The 20,999-nt window shown below is 71.0% G+C and carries 19 protein-coding genes; 10 read left to right on the top strand and 9 right to left on the bottom strand.

Annotated features, from left to right (window positions below):
* Positions 1-99: 99 nt before the first annotated feature.
* From GCL72_RS01420 to GCL72_RS01405, 4 genes are all read right to left on the bottom strand, one after another.
* Positions 100-1,329: an adenylate/guanylate cyclase domain-containing protein gene (locus tag GCL72_RS01420; protein WP_425486755.1), complete on the bottom strand. Its 1,230-nt coding sequence runs from the start codon at positions 1,327-1,329 to the stop codon at positions 100-102.
* Between the two features lie 331 nt (positions 1,330-1,660).
* Positions 1,661-2,242: a hypothetical protein gene (locus tag GCL72_RS01415; protein WP_153142931.1), complete on the bottom strand. Its 582-nt coding sequence runs from the start codon at positions 2,240-2,242 to the stop codon at positions 1,661-1,663.
* A 50-nt stretch (positions 2,243-2,292) separates the two neighbouring features.
* The gene (locus tag GCL72_RS01410; RefSeq protein ID WP_153142930.1) at positions 2,293-3,297 is read right to left on the bottom strand and encodes a biotin--[acetyl-CoA-carboxylase] ligase; all 1,005 of its coding nucleotides are present in this window, start codon (positions 3,295-3,297) and stop codon (positions 2,293-2,295) included.
* Between the two features lie 66 nt (positions 3,298-3,363).
* On the bottom strand, positions 3,364-4,308 hold the full coding sequence (locus tag GCL72_RS01405; RefSeq protein WP_153142929.1) for an SDR family oxidoreductase: 945 nt from the start codon (positions 4,306-4,308) through the stop codon (positions 3,364-3,366).
* 171 nt (positions 4,309-4,479) lie between these two features.
* Between GCL72_RS01405 and GCL72_RS01400 the strand changes: the two genes are divergently transcribed.
* The 6 genes from GCL72_RS01400 to GCL72_RS01375 all read left to right on the top strand — a co-directional run bounded on the left by GCL72_RS01400 (position 4,480) and on the right by GCL72_RS01375 (position 11,308).
* On the top strand, positions 4,480-6,129 hold the full coding sequence (locus GCL72_RS01400) for an acyl-CoA carboxylase subunit beta (protein WP_246160955.1): 1,650 nt from the start codon (positions 4,480-4,482) through the stop codon (positions 6,127-6,129).
* A gap of 28 nt (positions 6,130-6,157) precedes the next feature.
* Complete coding sequence (locus GCL72_RS01395; RefSeq protein WP_153142928.1) at positions 6,158-6,451, top strand: hypothetical protein; 294 nt, start codon at positions 6,158-6,160, stop codon at positions 6,449-6,451.
* A complete protein-coding gene (locus GCL72_RS01390) occupies positions 6,448-7,095 on the top strand; it encodes a Maf family protein (protein WP_153142927.1) in 648 nt (215 codons plus the stop codon). The genes GCL72_RS01395 and GCL72_RS01390 overlap by 4 nt, the downstream gene beginning before the upstream one ends.
* 19 nt (positions 7,096-7,114) lie before the next feature.
* Positions 7,115-8,905, top strand: a complete 1,791-nt coding sequence (locus tag GCL72_RS01385; protein ID WP_153142926.1) for an acetyl/propionyl/methylcrotonyl-CoA carboxylase subunit alpha — start codon at positions 7,115-7,117, stop codon at positions 8,903-8,905.
* A gap of 194 nt (positions 8,906-9,099) precedes the next feature.
* A complete protein-coding gene (locus tag GCL72_RS01380; RefSeq protein WP_153142925.1) occupies positions 9,100-9,708 on the top strand; it encodes a dihydrofolate reductase family protein in 609 nt (202 codons plus the stop codon).
* Between the two features lie 193 nt (positions 9,709-9,901).
* On the top strand, positions 9,902-11,308 hold the full coding sequence (locus tag GCL72_RS01375; RefSeq protein WP_153142924.1) for an MFS transporter: 1,407 nt from the start codon (positions 9,902-9,904) through the stop codon (positions 11,306-11,308).
* Between the two features lie 164 nt (positions 11,309-11,472).
* On the opposite strand, the gene GCL72_RS01370 is transcribed toward GCL72_RS01375, so the two are convergent.
* From GCL72_RS01370 to GCL72_RS01350, 5 genes are all read right to left on the bottom strand, one after another.
* On the bottom strand, positions 11,473-12,126 hold the full coding sequence (locus GCL72_RS01370; protein WP_153142923.1) for a bifunctional 4-hydroxy-2-oxoglutarate aldolase/2-dehydro-3-deoxy-phosphogluconate aldolase: 654 nt from the start codon (positions 12,124-12,126) through the stop codon (positions 11,473-11,475).
* On the bottom strand, positions 12,119-13,633 hold the full coding sequence (locus GCL72_RS01365) for a mannitol dehydrogenase family protein (RefSeq protein ID WP_153142922.1): 1,515 nt from the start codon (positions 13,631-13,633) through the stop codon (positions 12,119-12,121). Before GCL72_RS01365 ends, GCL72_RS01370 begins: the two co-directional genes overlap by 8 nt.
* Positions 13,630-14,610, bottom strand: a complete 981-nt coding sequence (locus GCL72_RS01360) for a PfkB family carbohydrate kinase (protein WP_153142921.1) — start codon at positions 14,608-14,610, stop codon at positions 13,630-13,632. The genes GCL72_RS01365 and GCL72_RS01360 overlap by 4 nt, the downstream gene beginning before the upstream one ends.
* Positions 14,607-15,818: a D-mannonate dehydratase ManD gene (manD, locus tag GCL72_RS01355; protein ID WP_153142920.1), complete on the bottom strand. Its 1,212-nt coding sequence runs from the start codon at positions 15,816-15,818 to the stop codon at positions 14,607-14,609. Before manD ends, GCL72_RS01360 begins: the two co-directional genes overlap by 4 nt.
* A gap of 227 nt (positions 15,819-16,045) precedes the next feature.
* Entirely contained in the window at positions 16,046-16,759 is a 714-nt protein-coding gene (locus GCL72_RS01350) for a GntR family transcriptional regulator (RefSeq protein WP_153142919.1), read from the bottom strand.
* A gap of 217 nt (positions 16,760-16,976) precedes the next feature.
* Between GCL72_RS01350 and GCL72_RS01345 the strand changes: the two genes are divergently transcribed.
* The 4 genes from GCL72_RS01345 to GCL72_RS01330 are packed head-to-tail and all read left to right on the top strand — an operon-like array spanning position 16,977 to position 20,921.
* Entirely contained in the window at positions 16,977-18,014 is a 1,038-nt protein-coding gene (locus tag GCL72_RS01345; protein WP_153142918.1) for a zinc-binding dehydrogenase, read from the top strand.
* A 38-nt stretch (positions 18,015-18,052) separates the two neighbouring features.
* Positions 18,053-19,057 carry a TRAP transporter substrate-binding protein gene (locus GCL72_RS01340; RefSeq protein WP_153142917.1) on the top strand — a complete coding sequence of 335 codons (1,005 nt, stop codon included), beginning with the start codon at positions 18,053-18,055 and terminating at the stop codon, positions 19,055-19,057.
* 23 nt (positions 19,058-19,080) lie between these two features.
* On the top strand, positions 19,081-19,617 hold the full coding sequence (locus GCL72_RS01335; RefSeq protein WP_153142916.1) for a TRAP transporter small permease: 537 nt from the start codon (positions 19,081-19,083) through the stop codon (positions 19,615-19,617).
* Positions 19,618-19,625: 8 nt separating this feature from the next.
* Positions 19,626-20,921 (top strand): TRAP transporter large permease, encoded by a 1,296-nt coding sequence (locus GCL72_RS01330; protein ID WP_153142915.1) that lies wholly within the window; start codon positions 19,626-19,628, stop codon positions 20,919-20,921.
* The last annotated feature ends 78 nt before the right edge of the window (positions 20,922-20,999 follow it).

The raw sequence follows: 20,999 nt of genomic DNA, 5'->3' as shown, positions 1-20,999 counted from the left end.
GGTGTGCGCCGAAGCACTCCCCCATCATGTCACGGTCGAGTCACACCCGGCAGAGGTCGATTGTTCGTCCTCGCTCGTCATCGCCCGACCGGAGGCCGATCAGCCGCCGTCGAGCACGATGCCGGTGCCGCCGGAGCGCAGCAGCATATGCGGGGTGACCTCTCCGAAGCCGCGGACCATCCGCGGCGGCTGCGGGACCATCAGGTAGTCGTCGTCGGGCTCCAGCGCCCGGGCGGTCACCGAGTCGACCAGCACCGTGCCCGGATCCGCCAGCGCGGTCAGCCGGGCCGCCAGGTTCACCGTCGGCCCGTAGATGTCGCCCATCCGGGAGAGCACCCGCCCCCAGACCACCGAGACCCGGGCCTGGGGCAGCACGTCGTCGGCGGCGATCGTCTCGGCCAGCGCCAGGGCGATCTCCGCGCCGGCCTCCGGGGTCTCGGCGTTGTACAGCACCTCGTCGCCGACGGTCTTGACCAGTCGGCCGCCGCCGATGGAGATGATCTCGGCGCATTTGGACTCGAAACGCTGCACGGTCTGCGCCAACGTCCGCTCGCTCATCGTCCGCGACAACGAGGTGTAGGAGACCAGGTCGGCGAAGCCGACCGCCCGGGCCAGCGGCAGCGGCGAATCGTCCTCGGAGCCGTCGCGGCCGCGGGCGGTCGCCGCGAGCCCGGACTCCACGCGCACCGTCAGCCGCTGCAGCGCCGCCGAGAGCTGGCGTCGCCAGGCATAGCCCATCAGCCGCTGGATCGGCTCGATCAGCTCCGGCAGCGTCTCGACCACCTGACTGCGCGCCGTGGCGTCGGAGAGCTGCTCGTTGGCGATCTTGTCCTCGACCAGCGCCTCGATCTGCCAGACCACCATCCGGTCGGTCATCTGGCCGATCGAGCGGGTCAGCGAGATCGCGGTCTCCTCATTGAGGTGTCCCTCGCGGACCAGGTCGATCATCGTCGCCAGCGCCTCGACGTCCGTGTGCGTGAAGGCCTTGACGTCGTCGTCGAGGTTCGGGAAGCCCAGCGCGCGCCAGAGCTTCCGCGCCGAATGGGTGGACACGCCCATCTCGCGGGCCATCTGTCGATAGGTCAGCGTCCGTTCGGCGCCGAGCAGCCGGCGTTCGAGGTCACGGATCCGCGCATGCCAGGAGCGCTGCTCCAGCGTCGGGATCGGGATCGCGGCAGTCTCCGGGGCCCGGTCGGCGTCGGCGTCGTCCGAGGCGTCCACGTCGGAGACGCCGGCCGCCGACTCCTCGCCGGCGGGCTGCGCAGTGCTCTCCTCGGTGACCTCCTCCGCCGCCTCCTCGGGCGTATCGGCGTCGACCGGGTCGAGCAGGCTGTGCGCGCCCGTATCCTCCGGGGTGGCCGCGGCCGGGGCGGCGTCGCGACGGCGCGGCGGCCGCGGCAGCGCGATCTCGCCGGTGCCCAGGCTCGGCCCGCCGGGCGACCCGGCGGGACGACTGCGCGGCGAGGGGAAGTCCGACCAGTCTTCGCGGGCTGCGGCCAGCTGCTCGGGGGCATAGCCGCCGGCCCCCTCCCAGGGGCCCGGGACCTCGCCGGTCTCGCCGGCCAGGTACTCGGGCGCCCGGTCGCCGGCGCCCGAGGGCATGCGCGCCGGGTCGTCCGCCGAGGCGTCGACGGAGTCGGAGCTGGTTCCCGGGCTGGAGTCAGACATTCAGGCTCCCTCGATCGGTGGTCACCGCGGCCTCTCGGGCGCGGCGGGCGTGCTGCGCAGCGGCCGCACGGCGATAGGCGCCCAGCTCCTCGGCCAGCACAGTGTGGAGATGCTCGGCGTCGGGCATGTCGGCCAGCACAGTGCGCTGCTGCTGCCCATAGGCCCCGTGGTGGAGCACCAGGTCGCCGGCGCCGCTCATCGCCTGCAGGCGGGTCTGCTTCAGCTGCGCCTCGGCGAGCAGCCCCAGCGGCACGATCACCGGTTGCGGGGCGCCGAGCAGGTTCTTCCGCACCACCCGCAGATCGGTCAGCCAGGTGACCCGGTTGGCCCAGGCCAGCACCGGGCGCAGCGTGCCGAAGACCAGCGTCAGCGTCCCGGCGCCGACGACCAGCGTCGAGAGCACATGACTGTAGTGGCGGATCACCTCCGGCTGCGAGCCGCGGGAGACGTACCCCAGCAGGAAGCTCATCAGCGCCACAGTGACCAGCAGGGTCAGCAGAGCAGGCAGCAGCGTGCGCCGGTGGGCGCGCGTGCGCACGACGACCTGCTCGCCGTCGACCAGTCTGAGCCTCATCGCGGTCTCCGACCTCCCGATCGCCGTCCTCCCCTGAGTACCGGTCCAGTCTACCCGGCGGCCCCCGGAGGCTCCTCGGCCGGCCGCAGATGGACCACATCGCCGGCGCTGAAGCTCGTCCGCCGCGCCGCGTGCTCGCGCCAGGGCTCCTCGGCGGAGGAGCGCTCGGCGTCGACGACGACCTCCAGCGCGCCGTCGTCGGCCACTCCGACCGCCTCGCCGCGGCGGGCGGAGCCGTCGGGCAGCTCGATGCGCACCCGGCGGCCGACGGTCTCCATCGCCTCGACGGCGGCGCGGCCGACCGGCGAGTAGCGCACTTCGCCGCGGCGGCAGGACTCCAGCGTGGTCAGGTGCCCGACGAACCGGGCCATGAACTGGATCAGCAGATCGGCGCGCAGATCGGCGCGGGCGGGGTCGTCGCCGGGCAGCAGGCCGACGTCGGCGGCGGCGCCGGCCCGCCGGCGCTCGAGCATCAGCGAGGTCGACCCCTCGACCGGCAGCTGGTCCTCCTCCTGGAGCACGTTGATCCCCGTGCCGAGGATCACCGTCGGCACCGTCGGCCCGGAGGAGCCCGAGGAGCCGGAGGCGGCGCCCGCGACGGCGTTCCCCGGGGCGAGCACGGCGAGGATGCCGCAGATCTTGCGGCCGTCGACGAGGACGTCGTTCGGCCACTTCAGCCGGGCCGGCACGCCGTGCTCCTCGACGAGCGCCTCGACCAGGGCCAGACCGGCGACCAGCGAGATCCACGGCATGGCGTCGGCGTCCAGCCGGGGTCGAAGCACCAGCGAGGCCGACAGCGAGGTGTGCCGCGGCGAGGACCAGCCGCGTGCCATCCGGCCGCGTCCGCCGGTCTGCTCCTCGGCGACGAGCAGGCTCAGATGCGGGCGGCGTCGGGCGAAGTCCGGCTCGCCGGCCTCGCGCTGCAGCGCGGCGTTGGTGGAGTCGATGCTCTCGACATGTTCGAGGTCGGCCAGGATGCCGGGGGCGACCAGCGAGCGGCGGAGCAGCTCGACGTCGAGCGGGCGCCGGAGCGGATCGTTCGGTCTGTCGGCCATGAGGTCCTCCTGGTGACTCCGGGGCTGCGGCGGGGCGCGCGACCCTCGGCCGCCCACCCTCCCGCCTCAGGCGTCGAGCGCCGCGGGGAGGAAGGCGTCCGGGATGAGCTCGCGCCCCTCCTCCACAGCGTATCCCCGCAGGTCGGCGACGCCGGAAGACTCCAGGACCTGCTCGTCGATCAGGAACTCCCCGCAGGCCTCTCCTACGGCGCCGGTGAGCACCGCCCGGGCGGCGTCGGCGACGATCTGCGGCCGCCGCGCCGAGCGGATCAGCTCCTCGCCGCCGGGCATGGCCCGCACGGCGGCGGTGTCGATCAGCGTCGCCGGCCAGAGCGAGTTGACCAGCACGCCGTCGTCGGCCAGCTCGCGGGACAGGCCGAGCGTCGTCATCGACATCCCGTACTTGGCCATCGTGTAGCCCAGATGGCGGCCGAACCACTCCGGCTCCAGGCGCCCCTCCGCACCGGTCAGCGGCGGCGAGAGGGTGAGGATCTGCGGCCGCCACGACGAACCCGCCTCCGCCCCGTCCGCGGCGGCCGCCCGCGCGGAGGCGCGCAGATGCGGCATCGCCGCCTGCGAGAGCCGGAAGGTGCCCCGGACGTTGATGTCGTGCATCAGATCCCAGCGCTTCATGCTCAGCGACTCCGTCGGCGAGAGGTCGATGGCCGAGGCGTTGTTGACCACGACGTCGACGCCGCCGAAGGTCTCGACGGCGGCCGCGACGGCACGGTCGACGTCCTCGTCGGAGCGCAGGTCGCCGACGACGGCCAGCCCTCGGCCGCCGGCGGCCTCGACGTCGGCGACGGCGCTGTGCACAGTGCCCGGCAGCGTGGCATGCGGCGCGTCGGTCTTGGCCAGCAGCACCAGATTCGCGCCCTGTGCGGCGAGCGCGACGGCGATGGCATGACCGATGCCGCGGCTGCCGCCGGACATCAGCACCGTTCGTCCGGAGAGCTCGCGCGGGCCCACCGGCGGGGCGTGGCGTGGGCGGGTGCTCGGCTGTTCACTCATGCTTGCAGTCTACTCGCCGGTAACCGCAGAATATAACCCGCATCACGCCAGCACCTCGACACACCGGACGGCGTTGTAGATTTCCTACAGCCGGACGCCGCTGACAGCGGGCTAGACTGACGTGCGGATTGTAGAGTTCCTCCGAGACGAGAAAAGGTCAGCTCCCCACCGATGACTTCTTCGCCCCGCTCCGACTCCGGCGCCGGCCCCGGCGCGCGCTCCGCGACCGGCGGCGCGGAGGAGCTCGACCTGGACACCACCGCCGGCAAGCTCGCCGCCTTCCGCCGTCGCCGCGACCAGACGTTGACCCCGACCGGCGAGGCCGCGATCGAGAAGCAGCATGAGCGCGGCAAGCACACCGCCCGCGAGCGCGTCGAGATGCTGCTCGATCCCGACTCCTTCGTCGAGCTCGACGCGCTGGCGGTGCACCGCTCCACCTCCTTCGGCATGGAGAAGCGCAAGCCCCTCGGCGACGGGCTGGTCTCCGGCTACGGCACCGTCGACGGCCGGCTCGTCGCGGTCTACGCCCAGGACTTCACCGTCTTCGGCGGGTCGCTCTCCCAGGTCAACGGCGAGAAGATCGTCAAAGTCCAGGAGTTCGCCGCGCGCAACGGCTGCCCGGTGATCGGCATCAACGACGGCGGCGGCGCCCGCATCCAGGAGGGCGTGGCCTCGCTGGCGATGTTCGCCGACATCTTCCGGAACAACGTCCACTCCTCCGGGGTGGTCCCGCAGATCTCGCTGATCATGGGCCCGGCCGCCGGCGGCGCGGCCTACTCCCCGGCGCTGAACGACTTCGTGATCATGGTCGACCAGACCAGCCACATGTTCATCACCGGTCCCGACGTCATCAAGTCGGTCACCGGCGAGGACGTGGACATGGAGACCCTCGGCGGCGCCCGCTCGCACAACGAGACCACCGGCACCGCCTCGTACCTCGCCGCCGACGAGGAGGACGCCCTCGAGTTCACCAAGGAGCTGCTGGAGTTCCTGCCGCTGAACAACCTCGCCGAGCCGCCGGTGGAGCCCCATGAGGAGCGGGTGAAGATCGAGACCGAGGACGAGGCGCTGAACACGCTGATCCCCGACTCGGCGAACCAGCCCTACGACATGCGCGCAGTGATCGAGCAGACGCTCGACGACGGCCACTTCCTCGAGCTGCAGGCGCTCTACGCGCCCAACGTGCTCATCGGCCTGGGCCGGGTCGAGGGCCGCACCGTCGGCGTCGTCGCCAACCAGCCCTCGCAGCTGGCCGGCACGCTGGACATCGCCGCGTCCGAGAAGGCCGCGCGCTTCGTCCGGTTCTGCGACGCCTTCAACATCCCGATCCTGACCTTCGTCGACGTGCCGGGCTTCCTGCCGGGCACCGAGCAGGAGTTCGGCGGCATCATCCGGCGCGGGGCCAAGCTGCTCTACGCCTACGCCGAGGCCACCGTCCCGAAGATCACCGTGATCACCCGCAAGGCCTTCGGCGGCGCCTACATCGTGATGGGCTCGAAGACGCTCGGCGCGGACGTGAACCTGGCCTGGCCCACGGCGCAGATCGGCGTGATGGGCGCAGACGGCGCGGTGAACATCCTGCACCGCCGCGAGCTGGCCTCCGTCGGCAAGGAGGGCGGCGACGTCGAGGCGCGCCGGGCGGAGCTGGTCGACGAGTATGAGAAGGAGCTGCTCACCCCGTACCAGGCCGCCGAGCTGGGCTACATCGACGCGGTGATCGAACCCGCCGAGACCCGTTGGCAGATCACCCAGGCCCTGCGGGCGACGTTCCACAAGCGCGAGGCGCTGCCGGCGAAGAAGCACGGCAACATCCCGCTGTGAGTCGGCCCCGGCAGGAAGGACGACGTTCATGACTTCGACGAGCGCCCCCGGCTCCGGGGGCTCGACGGGCGCCGGCGCCGCAGGGGCCGACGCTGAGGCTGAGGAGGCTCCGCTGCTGCGGATCGACGGCACGCCGCTGACCGAGGAGGAGCAGGCCGCCGTCGCCGCCGTCGTCGGCCGGCTGGCCGGCGCCGAGCCGGCGGTCGAGACCGACCACGGCCGCGCCGGCCCCCGCGACCGCACGCTGGAGCGCCGCCGCCGGCTGGGCCTGTGGCCGCGACCCGGCACCGACTCCTGGCTGCAGGCGGGAGGGCTGCGATGAGCCCCCGACTGATCCTGGGCTCGGCCTCCCCCGGCCGCGCAGACGTGCTGACCCGCGCCGGCCTCGACTTCGCGGTGCGCGTGTCCTCCGTGGACGAGGACGCCGCCGTCGAGGCCGCCCGAGCCGCCGGCGAGGAGGTCACCCCGGCGCGCATGGCCGCGCTGCTGGCGCAGGCCAAGGCCGAGGCGGTGGCCCGCGCCGTGGCCGAGGAGGACCGGGGCGCGGACGAGGACCTGCTGGTGCTGGGCTGCGACTCGGTCTTCGAGCTCGACGGCGTCGCCTACGGCAAGCCGCACGAGCCCGAGGTCGCGATCAGCCGCTGGCGGGAGATGCGCGGCCGCACCGGCACGCTGCACTCCGGCCACCGCCTGGTGCGGCTGCGCGACGGCGCGACGGCGGAGCGGACGGCCTCCACGCAGGTGCGCTTCGGCACACCGAGCGAGGAGCAGATCCGCGCCTATGCGCACTCCGGCGAGCCGCTGGGCTGCGCGGGGGCATTCACCATCGACGGCCGCGGCGCGGCCTTCATCGACGGGGTCGACGGCGACCCGCAGTCGGTGATCGGCGTCTCGCCGCGGGCGCTGGGCGGGCTGCTCGCCGAGCTGGACATCGACATCACGACTCTGTGGACCCACGACCGCTGATCAGGAGCATCCGACGACCATGACTGACTTCTCCAAGGTGCTGATCGCCAACCGCGGCGAGATCGCCGTGCGGGTGATCCGCGCGGCCCGCGACGAGGGGCTGGCCACTGTGGCCGTCTACGCGGACCCGGACCGCGAGGCGATGCACGTGACCATGGCCGACGAGGCCTATGCGCTCGGCGGGGCGACGGCGGCCGACAGCTACCTGGTCGTCGACAAGATCCTCGAGGCCGCCCGCGCCACCGGCGCCGATGCGGTCCACCCCGGCTACGGCTTCCTCTCCGAGAACGCCGACTTCGCCCGTGCGGTCGCCGAGGCGGGACTGACCTGGATCGGGCCGTCGCCGACGGCCATCGAGACGCTCGGCGACAAGGTCTCGGCGCGACAGCTGGCCGAGAAGGTCGGCGCCCCGCTGGCCCCGGGCACCAAGGAGCCGGTCTCCTCGGCCAAGGAGGTCGTGAAGTTCGCCGACAAGCAGGGACTGCCGATCGCCATCAAGGCCGCCTACGGCGGCGGCGGGCGCGGCATCAAGGTCGCCCGCTCCCGCGACGAGATCGTCGAGCTCTACGAGTCCGCCGTGCGTGAGGCGGTCACCGCCTTCGGCCGCGGCGAGTGCTTCATCGAGCGGTTCCTCGACGCACCCCGGCACGTGGAGACCCAGTGCCTGGCCGACGCCCACGGCGACGTCGTCGTCGTCTCCACCCGTGACTGCTCGCTGCAGCGGCGCAACCAGAAGCTCGTCGAGGAGGCCCCGGCGCCGTTCCTGAGCCGGCAGCAGACCCGGCAGCTCTACCGGGCCTCGAAGGCGCTGCTGAAGGAGGCCGGCTACGTCGGCGCCGGCACCTGCGAGTTCCTCGTCGGCCAGGACGGGACCATCAGCTTCCTGGAGGTCAACACCCGGCTGCAGGTCGAGCACCCGGTCTCCGAGGAGGTCACCGGCCTGGACCTGGTGCGCGAGCAGTTCCGCATCGCCCGCGGCGAGCGGCTGGGCTACGACGACCCCGAGGTCCGCGGCCACTCCTTCGAGTTCCGCATCAACGGCGAGGACGCCGGCCGCGGCTTCATGCCCTCGCCCGGCAAGCTCGAGCACTTCGGGCTGCCCACCGGCCCCGGCGTGCGCGTGGACTCCGGCGTCCGCTCCGGCGAGTCGATCTCGGGAGCCTTCGACTCGATGATCGCCAAGCTGATCGTCACCGGTGCGACCCGCGAGCAGGCGCTGCAGCGCTCGAAGCGCGCGCTGGCGGAGATGCAGGTCGAGGGCATGCCCTCAGTGCTGCCCTTCCACCGGGTCGTCGTCGAGGACCCGGCCTTCGCCCCCGAGCTGCGCGCCGCCGCCGGGGCGAAGAAGAAGCCCGAGGCCTTCTCGGTGCACACCCGCTGGATCGAGACCGAGTTCGCCAACACCATCGCCCCGCACCACGCCCCGGCGGCCCAGGCCGCCCCGGAGCCGGAGCGGCAGTCGGTGGTCATGGAGGTCAACGGCAAGCGCGTCGACGTCTCGCTGCCGGCCTCGCTGGCCGCCGGCAAGCTCGCCGCGGCCCCGGCGAAGAAGCGCCGACGCCGGTCCCGCCGCTCCTCGGCGGCCGCACCCTCGGGCGACTCGCTGACCTCGCCGATGCAGGGCACTGTGGTCAAGGTCCAGACGAAGGACGGTGCGACAGTCGCCGAAGGGGACCAGATCCTGGTGCTCGAGGCGATGAAGATGGAGCAGCCGCTGACCGCCCATAAGTCCGGCACGCTGAAGGGTCTGTCGGTGGAACCGGGCGCGACCCTCTCGGCCGGCGAGGTCGTGGCCACCATCGAGGGCTGAGGCGTCCCGCCCGGCGCTGCTCTGCGCCGCCCCGCCTCCTCGCTTCCTCGATGACCCCGTGGGACGGGGTGGGAATGAGCGCTCATTCCCACCCCGTCCCGCGGGGTCATCGTGCACCGGGCCCGGTGAGGCGGAGGGATCGACCATTCCGCCGGCGGAGTCCGCGCACTAGGGTGGCCTCAGGAGGCACGATCATGACTGGGAGCGCCCGCCGGCGGGAGCCGGAGCTGCTGATGGACGTCATCACCTCGCTGGACGGCTACGCCTCCGCGGAGGGATGGCCCGGCTGGTGGGGCCGCGAGGGCCCGGAGTACCTGCGCTGGCTGGACCACCAGCCGGAGAACTCCCACCGCCTGCTGATGGGGACGACCACCTATGAGGTGATGTCGGGAATGTCCCGGGCGGCCCGCGACGGCGACGCCGGCATGTCCGAGGAGGAGGCCGAGACGCTGGTCGCCCTCGACGACGCCGACAAGGTCGTCTGCTCCTCCTCGCTCGCCGAGCCGCTGAGCTGGCCGCACACCGAGCTGGTCCGCGACGACGCCGCCGCGGCGGTGGCACGGATGAAGGCCGAGGGACAGTCGCTGCGCACCCTGGGCAGCCTGAGCCTCTGCCGCTCGCTGATGGCCGCCGGCGTCGTCGACCGGCTGCGGCTGGTCATCTTTCCGGTGATCACCGGCGCCTCCGGCCGCGAGCGGATCTTCGAGGGCTTCGGCGACGTCGCGCTGACGATGCTCTCCAGCCGACTCTTCGACGGCCGGCTGCAGATGGTGGAGTACGCCCCGACGCCGCTCCCCCAGTGATGACTCCGCGGAAGATGTGGGAATGCGGCCGTATTCCCACTCGTCCCGCCGAGTCGTCGCCCGGCGGGCGGACCAGCGGACGCTCGATCTCAGCATGCGGAACCGGCTTGCTGATCCGCCCCGACCAGGTCGAACCGGCCCTACAGTGACGAGGTCATCCTGTCATCGCTGACCTGATCGAGGAGTCCTGTCCATGTCCAGCAGTCCGTCGCAGGGGTCGACGAGCGTCTCGGCGGGCGCCGCCGAGGCCGCCCACGCCGAGATCCCCCGACACCGCATCATCCTGGCGTCGCTCATCGGCACCACGATCGAGTTCTACGACTTCTACATCTATGCCACCGCGGCGGTGTCGATCTTCCCGCTGCTGTTCTTCCACGGCGACGACCCGGGGATGAACCTGCTGCTGTCCATGGCGACCTTCGGCGTCGCCTTCCTCGCCCGGCCGCTGGGCTCGGTGGTCTTCGGCCACTTCGGCGACGTCGTCGGCCGCAAGGCCACTCTGGTCGGCGCGCTGCTGATCATGGGGCTCGCCACCTTCCTCATCGGCACGCTGCCCACCTATCACCAGATCGGGCTCTGGGCGCCGACGATGCTGACGATCCTGCGCTTCTGCCAGGGGCTGGGCCTGGGCGGCGAGTGGTCCGGCGCGGCGCTGCTGGCCAGCGAGACCGCCAAGCCCGGCAAGCGCGCCTCGGCGGCGATGTGGCCGCAGCTGGGCGCACCCTTCGGCTTCATCCTGGCCAACGGCCTCTTCCTGGTGCTCACCAGCCTCTTCGCCTACGACTCGACCTCGCCGTCGCTCGACGACCCGTTCGTCGTCTGGGGCTGGCGACTGCCGTTCCTGCTGTCGATCGTCATGATCGGCGTCGGACTCTACGTGCGGCTGCGCATCGAGGAGACTCCGGTCTTCGCCCGCGCGATGCAGAACGACGAGCGCGTCAAGGCGCCCATCGGCGAGGTCTTCGCCAAGGACTGGCGCCGGATCATCCTGGGCACCTTCATCATGCTGGCCACCTACGGGCTCTTCTACCTGATGACCACCTGGATCCTGTCCTACGCCATCGGCTCGGAGGAGACCGGCGGGCTGCAGTACGGGTACCACTCGTTCCTGATCCTGCAGCTGATCTCCATCCTGTTCTTCGCCGCCTTCATCCCGGTCTCCGGCGCGCTGGCCGACAAGTTCGGCCGCCGGCCGATGCTGCTGCTGGTCACCGCGGCGATCATCGTCTTCGGCTTCACCTTCGGCTTCTGGCTGGCGCCGGCGTCGATGGGCACCGGCGAGGGCATGAACGTCGGGCTCATGCTGGTCTTCCTCTGCGTGGGCATGGCGCTGATGGGCCTGACCTTCGGTCCGATGTCGGCGGTGCTGCCGGAGCTCTTCCCGACCAACACCCGCTACACCGGATCCGGCGTGGCCTACAACGCCGCCTCCATCCTGGGGGCGGCGCTGACTCCCTTCGCCGCCTCCTGGCTGGTGCAGGTCCAGGGCGTGGACGCCGTCGGCTACTATCTGGCCCTGCTCGGCGCGCTGACCTTCGTCGCCCTCTGGCTGGCCCCGGAGACGAAGACCCGCTCGCTGTACACTTCCGCCGCGGAGTGACGTGAACGGAGACGACGACGGCGACGGCCCCGGCGCACCTGCCGGGACCGTCGCCGTCGTCGTTCCGCCCCCCCGATAGCTCCGTGGGAGGTGTGGGAATGCGCGCGCTTTCCCACACCTCCCACGGAGTCATCCCCTCCGGACGGAGGCCGCCGGGCTGTGCCTCAGGCGGTCGGGGCGAGCTGCCGGGTCTCGCGAGCACGTCGCGTGACCTCGGCGAAGTCACCGGCGGCCAGCACTTCGCGAGGCGTGAGCCAGCTGCCGCCCACACAGGCGACGTTCCCCAGCGCGAGGTAGCCGGAGGCGTTGGAGGGGGTGATCCCTCCGGTCGGACAGAACGTCACCTCGGGCACGGGCCCGCCGACGGCGCGGAGATACGGGGCCCCTCCGGCCGCTTCCGCGGGGAAGAACTTCAGCCCGGTGATCCCCTGCTCGAGAGCCTCCATGAGCTGACTCACCGTCGAGACGCCGGGAAGACAGGGCACCTCGGCCTCGCCGATCCACCGGAGGAGGCTCGGCGTCAGGCCGGGAGTGACGACGAAGCCGGCCCCGGCGTCCACGGCACGATCCGCCTGCCGCGGGTCCAGGACGGTGCCGGCTCCGATCGCGATCTCCGGCACCTCCGCCGCGATCCGCCTCAGCGCCTCCAGGGCTGCGGGCGTCCGCAGGGTCACCTCGATCGTCGGCACCCCGCCGTCGACCAGGGCCCGGGCCAGCGGCACGGCCGTCTCCGGGTCCTCGACGGTCACCACCGGGATCACCGGGGCGAGCCCCATGATGTCGTGGATGTCGTGGATGTCGCGTCCCGAGTCAGACATCGGTCCTCCCCTTCCCGATCCGTGCGCGGATCTCCTGCCTCACCATGTCGGCGTCGTCCTGCATGAGCTCGAGCCACTCCGCCGCCGCCTGGACGAACCGGCCGCGGTCGGCCGCGTCCTGGAAGAGTCCGGCCTCGTCGAGGACGGACTCCACGGCACGCGCCGTGCCATGCTCCCCGCTCGCCCGGCGACGAAGCCGCTCGGCGGCTGGATCCGTCGCCTCAGGGCCCGGTGCCTCGAGGATGTCGTGCACCCACCCGGCGACGGCGAGCGCCGCCCACTGCGGGACCGCTCCGCGCTCCATGCTGCGCCGCACTGTGGTGCCGAACCGGGGGCCGAGCTTCTGCGACCCGTCGGATCCCACCTTCGCGGTGGTGTGGCCCAGGGCGGGATTGGCGAAGCGCCGCAGCACCGAGTCGGCATAGGCGGCGCCGTCGACGTCGCCCGGGGTCTCGAGCACGGGCAGCACGTCGGCGCGGTACAGCTCCCGACAGGCCGCGGCCCAGATCTCGTCCTCGGCGGCCTCGCAGATCGTCGACAGCCCCGCGTACCGCCCCAGGTAGGCCAGCAGCGAGTGTCCCGCGTTGAGGATCCGCAGCTTGGTCTCCTCCCAGGCGGCGACGTCCTCGCCGAAGGTGGCGCCGGCCGCCTCCCACCGGGGGCGGCCGGCGGCGAAGGCGTCCTCGAGGACCCATTGCCGGAAGGACTCGCTCGGCACGGCTCCCTCGTCCTGCAGGCCCAGAGCTCCTCGGGCCAGCTCCGCGGTCTCGGCCGTCGGCTGCGGGACCATCCGGTCGACCATGGTGCTCGGGAAGGTCACGTGCTGGTCGAGCCAGTCGAGCAGCTCCCGGCTCGCCTCCCCGTCCGGCAGCGCTCCGATGAACGTGCGCACGGCCCGGCGCGTGAGGGCTCCGTTGCCCGGGAGGTTGTCGCAGGAGAGGATGGTGAGCGGGCCGGCACCGGCCTCGGCACGACGCCGCAGGCCGGCGACGATCTGACCGATCGGTGTGCCGGGCTCGCCGCCGTCGAGATCGGCCCGGACCTCGGGGGCCGCCAGATCCACCGTCTGCTGCGCGGGGTCCAGCCGATATCCCTTCTCGGTGACGGTGAGGCTGACGATCCGTGTCCGGGGATCCGCGATCTTCTGCACGACCTCGTCGGCCTGGTCCGGGCCGGAGAGGACCTCCTCGACACAGGTGACCAGCTGCACGTCGGTGGTGCCCCGGTCCTGCTCCACGACGCTGAACAGCCCGTCCTGCGGATCGAGCTGATCGGCGACGGTGCGGGACCGCTGGGTGACCCCCACGATCCCCCAGCTCGGCTCGTCGAGCTGCTGGGCGCCTCGATTCGCCTCATCGGTGTACACCGCCGTGTGGGCCCGGGCGAATGCTCCGAACCCGAGGTGGACGATCAGCGGGCGGTCCGAATCTGCGGCAGGCTGTGGTCGGGCCGCATCGCTGAGCAGACCGGCCTGCCCGGCGGTCTCGCGGCTGAGCCGGCGTGTCATGCCCGTCCTCCTTCGCTGTGCGGGTCCTCGTGCTGCAGGTGCGCGCGGATCTGGTCCGGAGTCGGCACGACTCCGGTGCCTCCCCGTCCTCCGACGGCGAGCGACGCCGCGGCCACGCCCCAGCGCACCGCCTCGGGCAGCGGATCCCCCAGCACCGACCGGGCGGCGACGGATCCCAGGAAGGCGTCGCCGGCGCCGGTCTGGTCCACCACGCGGTGAGCCGGGATCGCGGGGATCCACTGCTCGACGCCGCCCTCGAGCAGATGGACGCCGTCGGCCCCGCAGGTCACCGCCACGTGCCGGGCGCCGAGGTCGACCAGCGACCGCGCTCCCTCGGCCGCGGACGTCGCGTCGAGCAGCTCCGCAGTCTCCCCCGGGTGCGAGGGCGTGACCAACCAGGCCGACGGGGCCAGGTCCCGGAGGCGTCGACGCGCGTCGTCGACGCTGCTCAGCCGGGGGCGATGATTCGGGTCGAGGACGAACCGCTCGGCGACCTCCGCGGCGGCGTGCACCGCGGCCTCCGCGGATTCAGAGAGGGCGCAGGTGATGCCGCTGGCGACCACCGCTCCGGCCCGCTTCAGCACCGGCAGGTCGAGGTCCTCGGGCGACAGGGTCGACCCCACGCTGTGTGCTCGCACGTAGGCGAACTCCCGCTCGCCGTCCGGGTCGCCGTGCACGAAGTACACGCCCTGCTGCCCCGGACGCCGCCGCAGCAGGTCTGGCGCGATGCCCAGCTCCTCGACGCGACGCCGCACCGCGTCCCCGAGCTCGTCCTCGCCGAGGACCGCCACGAGCCCGACCCGGGCCCCGGCGGCCGCCGCGGCGGCCGCGACGTTGAAGGCGTCGCCGGAGACGCCGAGGCGCGCCTCCACGCCGTCGTCGAACGGTGCGTCGGTGGAGACCTCCACCAGGACTTCGCCGAGGACGACGACGTCGAAGTCTCCTGAGTCATGTTCCGTCGTGCGATCAGTGCTCACCAGTCATGCACCGTCCCGTCGAGTCGCCGGTTGATGGGCAGATAGCGGGGTTCGTAGGGGTGGCGCGCGGCGGCCTCCTCGTCGAAGGTCACGCCGATGCCGGGCGCGTCGCCCGGGTGCGCGTGGCCGTCGACCACCGAGTAGGAGACGTCGAAGACCTCCTCGGCCGGCGAGCGGTGCCCCATGTACTCCTGGACGCCGAAGTTCGGGATGCTCATGTCCACGTGCAGCGCCGCGGCGAAGGACGCCGGAGAGAGGTCACCGGCCCCGTGGGAGCCGGAGCGGACGCCGTAGAGGTCGGCCAGCGCGAAGATCCGGCGCAGATGTGTGATCCCGCCGGCATGCGACACGGAGGTGCGGATGTAGTCGATCAGCCGCTCGGTGATGAGGTGCTGACAGTCCCAGATCGAGTTGAAGACCTCGCCGACGGCGAGCGGCGTGGTCGTGTGCTGCCGGATGGTGCGGAAGGCGCTCTGGTCCTCGGCCGGCGTCGGGTCCTCGATCCAGAACATCCGGTACGGCTCCAGCGCCTTGCCGAGATGCGCGGCTTCGATGGGGCTCAGACGATGGTGCACGTCGTGCAGCAGGTGGAAGCCGTAGCCGAACTCCTCGCGGACGGATGAGATCATCTCGGCCGCGAAGTCCAAGTAGGCCGCCGTGTCCCACCGGTCCTCCTGAGGCCGGTTTCCGCTGGCCGGTTCATAGACCGCGTCCCCGGCGGACGGCACGCCGTACGTCGAGGCGAGCCCCGGGATGGAGGCCTGCACCCGGACGGCCCGGTAACCCAGGTCCAGGTTCTCCTGGACGTCACGGTGCAGAGCGGCGAGGTCCTCGCCGCTGGCGTGCGTGTAGACCATGACGCCGTCCCGCGCGGCTCCGCCGAGCAGCTGGTAGACGGGCATGTCCGCGGCCTTGCCCTTGAGATCCCAGAGCGCGACGTCGACGGCGGCGATCGCCGTCATCGTGACCGGGCCCCGCCGCCAGTAGGCGCCCTTGTAGAGGTACTGCCAGATGTCCTCGATGCGCCGGGCGTCCCGGCCGACCAGCAGCGGGCAGACGTGCTCGCGGAGATAGGCGACGACGGCCATCTCGCGGCCGTTCAGCGTGGCGTCCCCGATCCCGACGAGCCCTTCGTCGGTCTCGATGATCAGCGTGACGTAGTTCCTCCCGGGGGAACAGACGACGACGCGGGCGTCGGTGATCCTCATGGTTCTCCTCCTCACCGGCCGGGACGTGCCGGCCGACTGTGCGTCCAGTCTTGTATACCAGACCTTGTATACCAGGAGTCTAGAGCATTCGCCCTTCGCCGAGAACCGGAGCGGGGCACGCCGACGGCATGACGACTCGACAGACGATCGAAGCTCGAGGCGCCCGACGGGATCCGGGCGGCCAGAGATCGAGGGCCGTCGGGACGACGCCCTCCGGAGGCGTCCGTCTACTCCCAGACGTACGTCGGGCGACGCACCGGCCGCGCCGACGCGTCCCCGACGAAGAGCTCGGGAGACCTGGACCGGATCTCCTCGACGTCGTCGAAGACCACCCGCAGATGAGAGGCGAGCAGCCGCTCCGCCTCGGCGAGATCCCCGTCGACCGCGGCGCGGAAGATGGCCCGGTGATCGTCGACGAAAGTGTCCACGCGCGGCACCTCCTGGATGCCGAGCATGCGCGCCCGGTCGAGATGCCCCTTGGCGCCGGCCACGGTGGACCAGGAGCTGTCATGCCCGGCGAGGGCCATCAGCCCGCGGTGGAACTCCTCGTCCAGGGCGAAGAAGGCCCGGACGTCCTCCGAGATGCGCGCCTGCTCCTCGAGGTTCTGCCGCAGCATCTGGAGAGCCTTCTCGTCATAGGGCGGCTCCAGAGTCCGCAGAGAGGCGAGCTCCACGGCCTCGCGCAGGAACTGCGCCTCGGCCACCCGAGAGGGGTCGACGCGGGACACGAACGTGCCGACCTTCGGGAAGACCTCCACGAGACCCTCCTCGGTGAGCAGGAGGACGGCCTCCCGGATCGGCGTGCGCGAGACGCCGAGCGTCCGAGCCAGCTCGTTCTCGGAGATCGCGCCGCCCGGGGGGAGGTCCAGCCCGATGATCTGAGCACGGATCCCCCGATACACCTTGTGACGCTCAGTCTGACCCATGCTGCGACTCACCATTCCCTCAGTCTACGTCGCCCGACGCCCGTCATAGTCTGCATCGCAACCCTCTCCCCTCGACTTGACATCACTTGATGCAGGTCACACCATACTTGAATACAAGTTCTTGGATACAAGTTGGCGGCAGGCCGTCGAGCAGGCAGTGTCCGGCGCACGGGACCGGAACGAAGCCGTCTGAGGACCGGACCGCGACACCACGACCCGACGGAGGCACCGAGTGAAGGCTGCAGTCGCCCACGGAGCGCAGGATCTGCGCATCGACGATCACCCACGCCCGACACCGGCACCCGACGAGGTGCTGGTGGCGGTCGAATGGGGCGGCATCTGCGGCTCCGACATCGCCTATGTCGGTTCAGGAGTCTCAGGGACCGCGCAGCTTCGTCAGCCGCTGGTCCTGGGCCACGAGGTGGCCGGCCGTGTCGTGGAATGCGGCTCCTCGGCTCCCGCCGACCTGGACGGACGTCCGGTCGCGGTCCTGCCCGCCTCGATCCCGGAGCCCGCGCCGGAGGGACAGACCGCCCCGCGCCGGCACCTGGACCCGCGCTCCCGGTATCTCGGCTCGGCGGCCCATTCCCCGCACACCGACGGAGGCTTCCGCGAGCTTCTCGCGATCCCGGCGGCACAGGCTCTCCCGCTGCCGGAGGGCGTCAGCACGCGGCGCGGCGCATTGGCCGAACCGCTCGCCGTGGCGCTCCACGCGGTGAACCGCGCCGGAACGCCCCTCCACGACGCCCGCCCGGGATCCGACGTCATCGTCAACGGCTGCGGCCCCATCGGGCTGCTGATCATCGCCGCCCTCGCCCACCGCGGAGCAGGCCACCGGATCATCGCCACGGACATCTCGACGCACGGGTTGACCCAGGCGACGCGCCTCGGCGCCGACGAGACCGTCGACCTCTCGCAGACAGCCCTGTCGCACGAGGCGCCGGTCGTCTTCGAAGCCTCGGGAGCGCCCGCGGCGCTCGAGACGGCGCTCGCGGCGACGGCGCGCGGAGGCCGGCTGGTGCAGGTCGGCAACCTGCCGAAGACTCCGTCTCCTGCCGCCCTCGGAGACCTCGTGAGCCGAGAGATCACCTGGCTCGGCTCATTCCGCTTCGAGGACGAGATGGACGACGCCATCAGGCTCCTCGCCGAGGGGCTCGACGTCGAACCGATCATCAGCCACGAGTTCCCCCTCTCCGAGGCGCAGGGAGCATTCGACGCGGCGCTGGATCCCTCCGTGCCGACCAGCAAGATCATGCTCCGCATCGGATGAATCCCGCAGCTGCTCATGTCACGCATCAAGGAGTCACCATGAAGACGTCAGCATCGTTGCTGACCGCCGCGGCGCTCGTCGCCTCGCTCACCGGCTGCGGAGCCGAGGAGTCCGACGGCACGACGACCATCACCCTCGCGAACATCTGGGACACCAAGCATCCCATGTCCCAAGCCATCGAGGACGTGTTCGTCGAGGAGGTCGAGGAACGCTCGGACGGCGCCCTCGAGGTCAAGACGTTCCACGGCGGCACGCTGGGGACCGAGAACGAGCTGTGGGACAGCGTCCGGAACGGTTCCCTGGACATCGCCGTCGTCGGGTCCGGGATGAACCAGGCCTACCCCAAGATGCTGATCTCGGACTGGCCGTTCCTCTATCGGGATCTCGAGCATGCCCAGACCGTCTGGACGGACTCACCGGTGGCCGAGGACCTGGCCGACGACTTCCACGACCAGTTCTCGTCGACGTACGTCCTGGGCTGGGGCCCCAACAGCGCACGGGTCTTCTCCTCGAGCCGTCCTCTGGAATCCGTGGAGGACTTCGAGGGACAGCGCTTCCGCATGCCCGGCAACCCCATCCACCTCGGCATCGCCGAAGAGCTCGGGGCCAATCCGCAGGTCATCCCCTTCGGCGAACTCTTCACCGCTCTCGAGACGGGCGTGGTCGACGGCCAGGACAACGGCATGGTCACGCTCATCGGCGAGGCCCTGTACGAGGTGCAGGACTACGTCTACGAGACGAACCACATCACCGCCGTCCTGCCGCTGGTGACCAATGCCCACTTCCTCGACGAACTCCCCGCCGATCAGCAGGAGATCGTCCGCTCCGCCGCCGCGAAGACGGCGGAGCAGGCCTGGTCCGGCTACGTCGGGGGCATCGACGAGGAGCGGGAGTTCCTCGAGGAGAACGGCGTCACCGTGACCCGGCCGAGCGAGGCCGAGCGGCAGCAGATGATCGACGAGCTGGAGCCTCTCTACCAGGACCTCTACGCCGAGCATGAGTGGGCGGAAGACCTCGTCGCAGACATCGACGCGGTGGAGTGATCACTGTGGGACGGAGCAATGCCATGACGCGCCTCTTCAACGGGCTGTTCAAAGCCGTCGAGACCTTGATGATCATCTTCCTCGTGGTGATGGTCCTCCTGGTCTTCCTCAACATGAGCCTGCGGTACCTCTTCGACTACGGACTGGTGTGGTCGGAGGAGATCGCCCGGCTGTGCTTCATCTATCTCGTCTATCTGGGAGCCGTCGGTGCCTTTCGGGACAACCGCCACCTGGGCATGCAGACCCTGTTGGAGCGGCTCCCCTCCCTCGCGAAGAAGACCCTCTACGTCGTCGTCCAGCTGATCATCATCTGGGTGATGGTGCTCCTGGTCAGCGGCAGCTGGGACCTCGTGGTCCAGAGCGTCGGCGACCGATGGGTCGCGACCCAGTATCCGCGTTCGCTGATCTACGCGATCGGGATCGTCACCGGCGCCGCCATCTCCCTGATCTCACTGACCAACATCTTCAGACTGCTCGTCCTCAAGCTCTCCGTCGAAGAGCTCCTGGCCATCCCTGAAGACGACAGCGATGTGCTGCCGCAGGCGGCGAAGCACAACTAGGAGACACCATGCCTGCACTGGCACAGATGTTCGGATACCTCGTCAGCGCCATCGCGATCGGCGTCCCGATCGCCTTCGCCCTGCTCTTCTGCGCGATGGTCATGGGCCTCCAGCTGGGAAGCGCGGCGGACCAGCAGGTCATGGCCGCGCAGCTCATGCGCGGCGCCGACTCCATCGCGATGATGGCCCTGCCGTTCTTCATCCTCACCGGCGAGCTGATGAACCGCGGCGGCCTCACCCACCGGCTCATCGCACTCTGCCGCGCGACCGTGGGACGGGTCCGCGGCGGGCTGGGCTACGTCACCATCATCGCCTGCCTGCTGTTCGGCAGCCTGGTGGGCTCGGCAGTGGCCAGCACCGCCGCCCTGGGGGCCATCCTCATCCCGATGATGGCCAATGCCGGCTACGACCGGGCACGGGCCACCGGGCTGACGGCGAGCGCCAATCTGGTCACGCCGGTCATGCCGCCGTCGGTGCCGCTCATCGTCTACGGCGCCACAGCCGGCGTCTCCATCCAGTCGCTCTTCCTCGGAGGATTGGCCCCGGCCCTCTACCTGACGCTGACGATGTGCGCCGTCTGGTTCGTCATCTCGCGGACACGCGGATCGGGTGACGGGGAAGCGGTGGAACGCCCCTCCGCGCTGGGCCTGATCAAGCTCGCCCTCGGGGCCGTCTGGGCTCTCCTGCTCCCCGTCATCATCCTCGTGGGACTCCGCGGCGGCGTCTTCACCGCGACGGAGGCCGGCGTCGTCGCTGTGTTCTACGCGCTCATCGTCGGCGGAGTGATCTATCGAGAGCTCACCGTCCGGACCCTCCTCGCCGCGCTCCGCTCGACGGCGAAGATGTCCGCCGTCGTCATGTTCCTCGCCGCGGCGGCGCAGGTCCTGGCCTACTACATGACGATCTCCGGGCTTCCCGACACGATCACCGCGACCTTCGGCGGACTCGCCGAACACCCGACCCTGCTGGTCGTCGGACTGATGCTGTTCGTGATCCTGGTCGGCACCGTGCTGGACGTCGTCCCGACGATCCTCATCGTCACCCCGATCGTCGTGCCCCTGCTGGAGGCGGCCGACGTCGACCTGGTGTACTTCGGCATCATCTTCACCCTCGCGAACGTCATCGGCCTCATCACCCCGCCGATCGGCCCCTCGTTGAATGTGGCCTGCGCCGTGGGGAAGGTCAAGATCGATCAGGTCATCAAGCCGGTCCTGCCCTATCTGCTGGCCCAGACCTGTCTGATCCTGCTCATGGCCGTGTTCCCGCAGCTGATCATGACCCCGCTGGAGTGGCTCTCCCCCTGAGGCAGCCCATCCCTGCGATGGCTCCGTGGGAGGTGTGGGAATGCGCGCGCTTTCCCATACCTCCCACGGAGTCATCCC

Origin of the sequence: Nesterenkonia halophila, assembly GCF_009467795.1 — a bacterium.
Taxonomy (GTDB): Bacteria; Actinomycetota; Actinomycetes; order Actinomycetales; family Micrococcaceae; genus Nesterenkonia; species Nesterenkonia halobia.
This window is presented reverse-complemented; position numbering and strand designations above follow the sequence as displayed.